Here is a 9645-nt window from a genome sequence, read left to right as displayed (position 1 = left end):
TCACCGCCCCCCGGACCCCGACCCCGAGCTGCCGGTCGACAGCGACCTCGACGTCGAGGACGCCCCCGACGGGACGCCACGTCCCGTGCACCTGCGCCTGCGATACCTCCTCCTCGTCGCCGCCGGCGGCACAGTCGGGACCGGGGCGCGGGAGGGCCTGACCCTCGCGTTCCCCGCCGATCCCGCCTTCGACACCGTCATCTTCGCCATCAACATCGTCGGCGCGCTCCTACTCGGCGTACTCCTGGAGAGCCTCGCCAGAGCCGGCAGCGACGAAGGCCGACGCCGCACCGCACGGCTGCTGCTCGGTACCGGAGCGCTCGGAGGCTTCACCACCTACAGCACCCTCGCCACCGACACCGCCCACCTGCTCACCACAGGACACCCCGCACCCGCCGCGCTCTACGCGCTCGGCACCGTCCTCCTCGGCGCCCTCGCGTCCTGGACCGGAATCGCCCTCGCCGCCGCACTCCACCGGCGACGCACGCAGAGGAAGGTGCCGGCATGACACCCGCACTGTTCCTCGCGCTCTCCCTCGCCGGCGGAATCGGAGCCGCAACACGGCTCCTCCTCGACGGGCTCATCAAAGCCCGCACCGGCGGCGCCTACCCCTGGGGCACCACCGTCATCAACGTCACCGGATCACTCCTCCTCGGCCTGATCACCGGCCTCGCCCTCGCAGGCATCGCCCCCGAGCCGTGGCGACTCGTCCTCGGCACCGGCTTCCTCGGCGGCTACACCACCTTCTCCACCGCCAGCCTCGAAACCGTCCGCCTCCTCGCCGAAAGACGCCGCCTCGCCTCCGCCACCAACGCCCTCGGCACGCTCCTCCTCAGCGTCATCGCCGCAGCAACAGGACTCTGGCTCGGAGGCGCGCGATGAGCATCATCGGTGCACCCTCACCGGCCTCCTGCAGAACACCATCACCCGATCCCTCCTCGTCGCCACTGACGGGTCCACCCGCCGAACGAGCGCGACCTCCGCGAAGACCGATGGGAGCTCCAAGGGGTGCCCGCAGCCCGGATCCAGGCCGAGCTCGCCCGGACGCTTCAAGCGGCCGCGAGAGCGGGAGCGGTTCTCTTCCTCGATAGCGAATCTGGACCGTGCTGCGGAAGTGGGGTGACGGGGTCGTTCGGCCGGGTCGGGGTGGGGTTGTAGGTGGTCTGGTCACGGAAGATCGCCCAGATGACGTTGATGCGGCGCCGCGCGAGAGCGATCAGCGCCTGCTTGTGCGACTTCCCCTCGTGGCGTTTCCGTTCGTAGAACGAGCGCGAGACCGGGCAGTTTCTCGACGCGATGAACGCTGCCTGGAAGCAGGCGTTCAACAGCCGCCGGTCGTAACGCCGTGGCCGGTGGTGATTGCCGGAGATCTTCCCGGAATCGCGCGGCACCGGGGCGAGACCGGCGAAGCTGGCCAGCCTGTCAGGCGTCTCAAACGCGGCGAGGTCGGTACCGGTCGCGGCGAGGAAATCCGCGGCGAGCCTGCGCCCGAACCCCGGGATGGACACCAGCAGATCCGCGGCCCTGCTGTCCTGCAAAGCGGCGTCGATCTCCGCGTCGAGCTCGGCGACCTCGTCGCGGATGCGGAGCAGATCACGCGCGGACCGGTTGACCAGCCGCGCTGCTGCCCCCTCCCCCACGACGACTGACGTCTGCTCGCGAGCAGCGTCGATCGCTGCCTTCGCCACGGCCGCGGACTTCCAGCAACCCTGCCCCTTCAACCACGACGCCAGCCGCGCCTCCCCCATCCGTCGGATCGCTCCGGGGGTCGCGTACCGGGTGAGCAGCACCAACGGTCCCCTGGTCGTCGCGTAGTTGAACGCCCCCTCAAGCGACGGGAAGTAGTGGACCAGGATGGCGCGCAGCCGGTTCACGGCCCGGGTGCGATCGTGCACCAGATCCTCCCGGCGCGCCGAGAGCAGGCGCAGTTCCGCGGTGACCTCGTCGGCCTGACGCATCAGCGTCACATCTCGACGGGTCCGCGCCTGGTCGGCGATGATGACCGCGTCCTTCGCGTCCGTCTTCGCCTCACCCCGGTACGCGCCCGAGGCGTGGTGCACTACCCGGCCCGAGATGTAGAACAGCGGCTGCGCATGCGAGCTGAGCAGCGTCTGCAACAGCCCCGTCCCGCCGTGGTTCAGGTCCGTCGCCCAGGCGACGTCTGTGCCGCCCGGCAAGGACGCGACATCGCCCATCAGGGTCAGGATCGCCGTCTCACGGTTCTTGAACCGTTGCGAGAGCAGCTTGGCTCCGTTGCCGTCGATGACGACGCAGTGGTGTTCGGTCTTGCCGGCGTCGATACCGGCCCAGAGTTGGGGCACGCAGGGTCCTTCCGTTCAGCGGGTGCGGTGCGCCGTGAACGACCATGCCGGCATGTCCTTACGAGGCGATCTGGTCGCGTTTCTCAATGAGCGGTCGTGCCGTTGCGGGGTCCCGGGCGGCTAATCACGGCATGCCATCAGACGGCTGAAGGCGGTCAGCCATACCCGGGACCCCTGGCGCGTTCCGGAGCCTACAACTGCCCCGAATCCACGGAAATAACGGTAAGGAAGGCGGTTCTCCGCCTTAGCAACCGGAGGGCGCAGTGCAACCCGCAGGGCGGCGGTGGAGAGAGTTTCGGCGCGATGTGAGGGAGCAAAGCTCCCGCGTGCCGAAAGTCTCGGAGGAGCCGGTGGCGCAGCCACTTGAACGGAGCCCGTAGGTAGCTACGACCGCAGCGAAGCGGAGGGAGCCGCCGAAGGCTTCACGGCAAAAAAGGGTGTGAGCCCGTAGGGCGACCAACGGCGCCCGGCGCAGCCGGGCGACCTCTTGGCGGCGCTCCGTCGCCGCTGCGCGAGCGCGGATACGATGCGTCGATGGAGAGGGACCTGTTGTGAAGACCTTCGATGCAAGCGGCCTTGAGCCGCTCTCCGACGCTGAGTTCTGGCCCGTCATCGACGTTCTCGGCGGCAAGCTGTGGCAGAAGACGATCGCCAGCGCCGAGCGAGAGCTCGCGCGGCGAGAGGATCAGCAGATTCTCCGGTGGGCGGAGACGGTAGGGCTGAAGGCGCTACAACTGAACAGTGTCATCGACTTCGGCGGTGATGCCCTGTGGTGCCTCGGAGCGACGATCGGGAAAGGGCAGGCGGTCTTCGAGGCGGTACAGACTGATGCTGACACCTTCGACCCCAGGTGGTGGAACGACAGCTCCCTGAGCGTCCTGTTCATCGGTTCCGGTGCTCTGGAACGCCGGCACGGTCCGCTGATAGTCACTACGTCATTCACACCTACGCACAAGCACCTCATGCACCGCGCCTACCCGGACTCCTTCTGACTGTGGAGTGATTGGCCTCCTCACGGATTCGAGTGACCTGCTTCATTCGCAGCAACTCGCTTGACCAGGGAGGCACCCGCAGGGGGGCAGGGAGTTCCGACGCGATGTGAGGGAGCACAGCGACCGCGTGCTGAAAGTCTCGGAGGAGCCGGTGGCGCAGCCACTGTAGCTACGACCGCAGCGAAGCCAGGGAGCCGCCGAACGCTGTACGGAAAAAAGTTGTGAGCTCGTAGGGCGACCAACGGCGGCCGGCGCAGCCGGGCGACCTCTTGGCGGCGCTCCGTCGCCGCTGCACGAGCGCAGCTCGCGCCCGCTTTGTCATAGTCGGCCCGCTCGCGGCCGCCGATGTCACGATGTGTCCATGAGGGAACGCACGGTGATAGCGGTCGTCACCTCGAGCGTGACGGGAGAACCGGACATCACCCTCGACGGACGTCCCATCGGGGATTTCGTGACCGACGACGATCCGGAGGGTACGGGTGACGTCTTCACGGCTCCCTGGGGCGAGTGGCGTCCGTTCCTCCTCTCGCTTCTCGGAGAAGGACCATCGGTCGTCACGGCCATGCTTCCTGGCCGGATCGCGCTGGCCAGCTGCGCTTCCTGCGGCGACTCCAGCTGCGGCATCCTCTTCAGCGCAGAACTCGTGCGCAGCGACGAGATCGTCCAGTGGAAGGACTCCCGGTGGGAGTCAGAGACTCTTCGACCGCTTCCACCTCCATCAACGTTTCTCGGCCGGCTCAGCCGGCGGCTTGGCTTCGGCGTGACCGATGAGTTCGCCGGATGGTGTCCGAACGGAGAGCTTGTTCGTACCCTCACCTTCGAGAGGGAGCAGTACGACGGCGCAATTCGCGAGGCACTGCGTCTGACGTGACTCGCAGTGACACGAGCGCAGTTCGCGCCTCCGGAACGGGAATCCTGGGGAGTGTGAGGGGCCCGCCCCTCACGAGCTACCTACCTAGGTATCTAGGTAGGTAGCTCGCAACCGTTCAGCTCGCGGCGGCCGTCTCGGTGGCGGCGGCTCGGGCTGCCTCAACCTCGGCGGCGGTGTGGTGTCCCTGCACGTCGGCGTAGGCGACTTTGTAGGGGCGGGTTCCGTCGTTCCAGTCGAGCGCGACGGTCACGCTCTTGGGGTTCACGCGGGTAACGACGTGCCAGCCGAAGCGGTGCTTGATCATGTCGCCCTTGGCGATCGTGTCGCGGCTGTGGATCGTGACCTGCCCGGCCGCGGCCTGCGCCTCGCGAACATCCGACCAGTAGTCGCGCTGGTCTTCGAGCTGCGCGCGCTGGGTGAGCAGCCGCTCCCGGTAGGCGCCGGTGGCGGGGGCGGTTGTCTCGATGTAGCCGCCGCCGAAGTTGTGCGAGCTGCCCTCGATCTTCCGCGTGTATCCGCGAATGTCGGTATCGATCCGTTCGATGCGGCGGGCTACCATGCCCGGCGCGTAGCGGGATTCGGTGGTGTGGGCGGCGACGTCGGCGCGGGCGCGGGCGCGGGTGGCTTCGCGGTCGGCCTCGACGCTGCGGCCCATCGCGTTGTGGGCCTTCTCGATCGCGTTACGGTGGCGTGTCTCGGAGTGGTGGCCGATCTTGATCGGCTCGCCACCCTCCGGGAGCCGGTCGAACGCGCGGCGCGCGGCCGCGTCGGCGGTATCGGCATCTGCGGCGCGGCGCTCGGCCTTCGCGTCGAGCGCGTCGACCCGGGCGGCCTGGCGCTCGAGGGTCGCCGCCTCCGCCTCGACGGTCGAGCGGAACGTCTCTTCGGCGGCGATGGTGACCTCGTGTCCGGCGTCGCGCAGGGCGGTCCCGGCACGGTTGATGGTCCACCACTTCGGCAGGCGGTCGCGGGACTGCGGGACGTACCAGGCGCCGATGGAGCGGCCCCAGCGCCAGCCGGACGCCTTCAGGATCTCGGCGGTGCCGTCCCCGCGGCTGGTGCCCTCGATGATCGTTCCGGCCTCGGGGGTGTGGGTGATGGTGAGCATGTCGGTTCTCCTTCTCGGTTCGGGGGGGTCAGTCGTTGTCGCGGTAGTCGGCGGGCGTCTCGCTGCGGTCGTGCAGCGCATAGGCGGCCGGGAACAGGTCGAGCGCCCGCGCGACATCGACCGGAACGACGACGTAGGCCCCGGAGGCCATGTAGCCGATCCGACCCGCGGCCAGGGCCTCGACGGGCTCGAAGTGCTGCAACGTCACCCCGGGAACTCCCGCGCGGCCCTGGCGGGTGACCAGGTGCACGGCGGGGGTCTGCTCGGTCACCGGGTCGTTGCCACCGGCGCCGACGATGACCACCTGACGAGCGGTCCGGCTGATGCCCTCCGCCCCGGGGCCGTGGTACTCGCTCTTGATGACCTCGGTACGGGTGCCGCGCTGCTGGCTCATGGTGTGTCTCCCTCTGGCTGATCGTTTTTCTTTGCCTCTCCGGCGGGGAAAACCGTTTGAGTGGAGGCGGCGGAGTGACGCCGATCACGGGCGAAATAAGCCCGCAGGGCGCGTCTGGGATCGGTGGCACGCAACCGCTGGAGCGAAATAGGTTGAAACCGCGGAGAGGTGAAGAAAACGCAGGGGAATGGGCCGCGCAGCGGCCTCCCTCCCCCGGCATCGCCGGTGCCGCATCTAGCGGCCCCCGGAACGGGTAGCGGAAGAACGATCAGCAGCGCCCTACGGTGGGCGCATGCCTCCGCGACGCGCCCTCCGTCGCACGGATCGACGCCGGTTCTCGGGCCTGGTCTCACTCTCGGCCGTTGTGGCACTGCTCTCGGGATGCGTCGGTGACGTCCCCGGCCCTTCACCGACCTCGTCAGTCGTCTCCGCAGCGCGAGTGGATACCCGTCCGCTGTTCGATGAGGCGATGGCAGTGAGCATCACGCCGGGTGTGCGCGAGGTGGCGCGCGCGACAGAGGACTGGTGCTTCTCAGAGGGAGGAGGGAACCAGCTCTTCGGATCGGCGTCTGAGCTCTCGACCGTCTGTCTCTTCGGCGGCGGAATCGTGTTCGCTCTGAACGACACCGGCCAGCAGGCGGCAGCCGCTGCCGTGGATGAGTTCCTCGCCACCAACGACATGTTCGGCCCGGGAGGAACGGTCGTTGACTCCCTCGTCGGGGTCGACCTAATGCAGGGCGGCGAACTCACCGGCGGCGGCGGGCGCAACCTCCCCGGGGGAGGTGCTCAGGGAGCGGCGACCGTGCGTTGGACACTCGTAGCCGCCTCCCGCCTCCAGGTCAGCGGCCTCCCGTTGTCTGAGGGGTTTAATCGCCAGTCCTACGAGGGAACGATCACGGAGTCGACTCCCGCAGAAGTGAGCGCGACGGGTGCCTCGTTCGTCCTGACCGTCCACATCTCCTGGCGGTACTTCTCGGGCAAGCGTGCCTAGCCTCTCTCCCCCGATTTCGCCGGTACCGCATCTAGCGACCCCCGGAACGGGTAGAGGAAGAGCGCAAGCTGCTGACGGGCGCCGCCGGCAGTGGGTCTAGCGGCTTCGGTCGCCGCGGTCCGGCGCCTGCGTCGGCGTCGTGGTGGGGAAGCTGCGGGTGACGGTCGCTCGTGCTTGTGCGAGGGCCGTGTCGATTAGGGGTTCTCCGAACGCGGTGCGCGACTTATCGACGTCGAGCGTGCGCGGCTGCCCTTCGGCGGAGGTGCTGTAGCGCCGGTAGCGCATAACGGTCAGTCCGGTGTCGGCCAGCTGCTCGGCGGCGACCTCGGGGAGGGAGCGGCCGCCGGGGCCGGCGTAGACGCCGCGGGCGTACTCGCTGGGCACCCATCGGCCACCGAGCTCGTCGGCGCCGTCGAGGGCGCGTTCGTAGGACTGCTGCCAGCGGCCGGCGATGCGCGACTCCGACAGCTCGAACGGGACCTCCACGTCGATGACCTCGACGCTGTAGCCGACGGACCCGAGTGGCTGCCCCAGCTCGACGGCCTTCTCGGGCGAGGAGAGCACGGTGTCGATCACGACGTTCAGCTTGTTCCGCACCGCGTCGTTGCGGACACGGATCGCGAGCTGGGAGGACTCCTCGTGCACGAGGGAGGCCAGCTCGAGCGGGAAGAACCGCTCCCCCGCCGCCTCGGCGGCACGAATCTCGGGCGGCATGATCGCGCGGTCGTAACTACCGTCCCTGATCGCCTCGGTGAGCAGGGCGCGCTTGAACTCGTCCGCGTCGACCGTGATCCACGCGCCGCGGTCGGCGCCGAGTACGTCTGCAAGGACGGTCGACTTTCCGGCTCCGGGCGGGCCGGCGAGGATGATCGCCTTCCGCTCTGCACGGACGCCCGGGAACTTGTCGCGGTAGGCGGCGACCAGATGGTCGTGCAACTCCTTTCGCGCAGCGCGCGGCCGATTCACGCCGTCAGGGCCGCGGACGAACCAGTCTCGGTTGTTCACCGTCGCCCGCTCGCCGGCAGGGCTCAGCGGGCCGCCGGCCCGAGCCCACTCGCGCACCGTCTCGCGGTGCGCGGCGATCGCTGACGAGTCCTCGCCCGTCACCGACCTTGCTCGCTGTAGCGATCCAGGATCTCGTCGTACGCGTCCGCGTCGATCAGGTGCTCAGTGAGAGCACGACCCACCTCCTCGAACTCCCCCGGGTCCAAGGTGGTCCAGTCGTAACCGTCGCTGGGCGATCCGGGACGATACGTCCAGCGGCCGAGCTCATCGAGGACCTGCTCCCGCGTCAGCTCTCCTGCGTCGTAGCGCTGGGCAATTTCATAGGGCGTCGCGCCGGAGAACCCGGGACGCACGTCAGGCACTGCGGCCGCGAACTTCAACGCGCTGTTGACCGAGGGCTGCGAGATGCCGATGTCGCGGGCGAGCTGCGACTGTGTGGTGCCTTCGGCCGCAGTGCGCAACGCGCGGAGGTATGACACGCGGGTTACGACCTGCAAGCTGCGTAACCGGCGAACAGTGTCCCCGTCGGGCCTCTCAGCGATCGACATGGCAACCACCCCCTATAGAAGATTTTATCAAGTTGAGGGGACAGGGGACAGAGAGCAATGCGGCGATCTACTTGCATTCATTCTGATATTAAAATGAATGCATTGGACTTGACTGGTCAGCGCTCAGATTGGTGGTCGGCGCGCAGGGCTTCGAGCCCGCGTTGCAGGGCGCGGAGCGCGGTCTTGTGCTGGCTGCGGTCCTCGAGAGCTGCAACTTCGGCCAACTCCTTCGCCAACGCAGGGTCAGGCCAGCGGACGAGGAGAGTTCGGCCGAGTCCGCTAGGCCACTCCCCCGCGCTCTCGACGGGCCGCTTCGCTGTGCCCGCTGCCCTCCCGGCCGACTTCGCCACTGCCAGCGGCGTAGTCGCCGTCGTAGCGGCTTGCGCTGCGGGGGCCGGGGGTGCGTCGGCCGCGTCACCGAACCTTTCGATCGCGGCAGGGTCCACGGCTGGCCGCTTCTTGATTGCCATTACGCCACCAACTCCGCAGCAAGTTCCTGAATTTCAGACTTTGCCTTGACGTTGTTCCATTCGACAACCCCGAGCCCTTCTCCCACGACGTCTCGGTAAGCCTTCCGCTCGTGGATCACTGTCTCGAGAGGCCGGATGCGCGGGTACTCCGCCAGGTACTCCCCTGCGTCGGTTCGTTCCGTGACGGCCGGATTGGAGGGGGCCTGGGCGATGAGGCCGCGCACGTCCAGGTCGGGATTGAAATCGAGAGCTTGGTCAATGACTTCGGTCATGTGTCCGAGAGTGTCGAGGTCGAGCTGACTGGGCCGAACGACCACGACGAGCTTGTCTGCGGCTGTCATGCCGGTGCGCATCTCCTTGCTGTCCTTGCCTGCGACGTCGACCATCACGACGTCGTAGCGAGTCGCGAGGTCTTGCAGAGTTTGATGGATGCTGCCGAGCTTCTCGACGCACGCGATCGCTGGCTGGTGTCGGTTCTCCTCGCGGTCGGCGTGCCACCTGGCCGCCGAGCGCTGCGGGTCGGCATCGACCAGGCAGACGTCCTTGCCTTGGCGGGCGTACTCCGTGGCGAGATTGACCGCGATGGTCGTTTTCCCCGGGCCGCCCTTCTGGCTGCCGATCAGAATGATCATGCGTTCACATCGCTTTCAATTTGGTTTCAAAGTGCATGCGTCTTGCGATCCATAGGCGCGAGCGGCAGGGATGCAAACTGCTTGCGAAGTGATACCAGTCTGACATCATTGCAGGATGGATGCAAGGCGCAGTCATAGTGAATGCAGATGGCAGAATGGTTGCAGCTTGCATGCATAGTGCATGCACGTGACAGAATAGATGCAATATGCAACCATCCTGAATGCAGATATTAGACTGAATGCACTATGCATTTGTCTGGGAGACGCGGGGGAGCAGCCTCACCTCGCGTGAGCGGCGGCTGGTTCACCCCAG

11 protein-coding genes are annotated in these 9645 nt (G+C 67.5%); 5 read left to right on the top strand and 6 right to left on the bottom strand.

Annotation, left to right across the window (positions count from 1 at the left end; all coding sequences use genetic code 11):
• A partial coding sequence (locus C5C10_RS14610; protein ID WP_374953353.1) for a fluoride efflux transporter FluC occupies positions 1-508 on the top strand: 508 nt, incomplete at its 5' end.
• Positions 505-882, top strand: coding sequence for a fluoride efflux transporter CrcB (crcB, locus tag C5C10_RS14605; RefSeq protein ID WP_104277738.1), 378 nt, complete (start codon positions 505-507; stop codon positions 880-882). The genes C5C10_RS14610 and crcB, both read left to right, overlap by 4 nt.
• 167 nt (positions 883-1049) lie before the next feature.
• On the opposite strand, the gene C5C10_RS14600 is transcribed toward crcB, so the two are convergent.
• The gene (locus C5C10_RS14600) at positions 1050-2321 is read right to left on the bottom strand and encodes an IS110 family transposase (RefSeq protein WP_258060606.1); all 1272 of its coding nucleotides are present in this window, start codon (positions 2319-2321) and stop codon (positions 1050-1052) included.
• Positions 2322-2872: 551 nt separating this feature from the next.
• On the opposite strand from C5C10_RS14600, the gene C5C10_RS14595 reads away from it, so the two are divergent.
• Both C5C10_RS14595 and C5C10_RS14590 read left to right on the top strand, forming a co-directional pair.
• Positions 2873-3313 carry a hypothetical protein gene (locus tag C5C10_RS14595; RefSeq protein ID WP_104288584.1) on the top strand — a complete coding sequence of 147 codons (441 nt, stop codon included), beginning with the start codon at positions 2873-2875 and terminating at the stop codon, positions 3311-3313.
• A gap of 361 nt (positions 3314-3674) precedes the next feature.
• Positions 3675-4184 (top strand): hypothetical protein, encoded by a 510-nt coding sequence (locus tag C5C10_RS14590; RefSeq protein WP_104329606.1) that lies wholly within the window; start codon positions 3675-3677, stop codon positions 4182-4184.
• 115 nt (positions 4185-4299) lie between these two features.
• On the opposite strand, the gene C5C10_RS14585 is transcribed toward C5C10_RS14590, so the two are convergent.
• Both C5C10_RS14585 and C5C10_RS14580 read right to left on the bottom strand, forming a co-directional pair.
• Complete coding sequence (locus tag C5C10_RS14585; RefSeq protein WP_181073476.1) at positions 4300-5292, bottom strand: DUF3560 domain-containing protein; 993 nt, start codon at positions 5290-5292, stop codon at positions 4300-4302.
• Between the two features lie 28 nt (positions 5293-5320).
• Positions 5321-5686: a hypothetical protein gene (locus C5C10_RS14580; RefSeq protein WP_104329604.1), complete on the bottom strand. Its 366-nt coding sequence runs from the start codon at positions 5684-5686 to the stop codon at positions 5321-5323.
• 364 nt (positions 5687-6050) lie between these two features.
• Between C5C10_RS14580 and C5C10_RS14575 the strand changes: the two genes are divergently transcribed.
• Complete coding sequence (locus C5C10_RS14575; RefSeq protein WP_146082177.1) at positions 6051-6677, top strand: hypothetical protein; 627 nt, start codon at positions 6051-6053, stop codon at positions 6675-6677.
• Positions 6678-6773: 96 nt separating this feature from the next.
• Here C5C10_RS14575 and C5C10_RS14570 read toward each other — a convergent pair whose 3' ends face one another.
• The 3 genes from C5C10_RS14570 to C5C10_RS14555 form a co-directional block, all read right to left on the bottom strand.
• On the bottom strand, positions 6774-7613 hold the full coding sequence (locus C5C10_RS14570) for a zeta toxin family protein (protein WP_181073475.1): 840 nt from the start codon (positions 7611-7613) through the stop codon (positions 6774-6776).
• A 167-nt stretch (positions 7614-7780) separates the two neighbouring features.
• The gene (locus C5C10_RS14565; protein ID WP_104329602.1) at positions 7781-8230 is read right to left on the bottom strand and encodes a hypothetical protein; all 450 of its coding nucleotides are present in this window, start codon (positions 8228-8230) and stop codon (positions 7781-7783) included.
• 469 nt (positions 8231-8699) lie between these two features.
• Positions 8700-9332, bottom strand: coding sequence for an AAA family ATPase (locus C5C10_RS14555; RefSeq protein WP_104292844.1), 633 nt, complete (start codon positions 9330-9332; stop codon positions 8700-8702).
• Positions 9333-9645 lie beyond the last annotated feature (313 nt).

Origin of the sequence: Rathayibacter sp. AY1A3 (assembly GCF_002930975.1) — a bacterium.
GTDB lineage: Bacteria > Actinomycetota > Actinomycetes > Actinomycetales > Microbacteriaceae > Rathayibacter.
The sequence above is the reverse complement of the archived record's forward strand: the minus strand, read 5'-3'. Positions and strand labels throughout refer to the sequence as shown.

Coding starts and splice junctions, on each gene's coding strand:
- crcB (WP_104277738.1), top strand. CDS start 505: ATGACACCCGCACTGTTCCTCGCGCTCTCCCTCGCCGGCGGAATCGGA.
- C5C10_RS14590 (WP_104329606.1), top strand. CDS start 3,675: ATGAGGGAACGCACGGTGATAGCGGTCGTCACCTCGAGCGTGACGGGA.
- C5C10_RS14585 (WP_181073476.1), bottom strand. CDS start 5,292: ATGCTCACCATCACCCACACCCCCGAGGCCGGAACGATCATCGAGGGC.
- C5C10_RS14580 (WP_104329604.1), bottom strand. CDS start 5,686: ATGAGCCAGCAGCGCGGCACCCGTACCGAGGTCATCAAGAGCGAGTAC.
- C5C10_RS14565 (WP_104329602.1), bottom strand. CDS start 8,230: ATGTCGATCGCTGAGAGGCCCGACGGGGACACTGTTCGCCGGTTACGC.
- C5C10_RS14555 (WP_104292844.1), bottom strand. CDS start 9,332: ATGATCATTCTGATCGGCAGCCAGAAGGGCGGCCCGGGGAAAACGACC.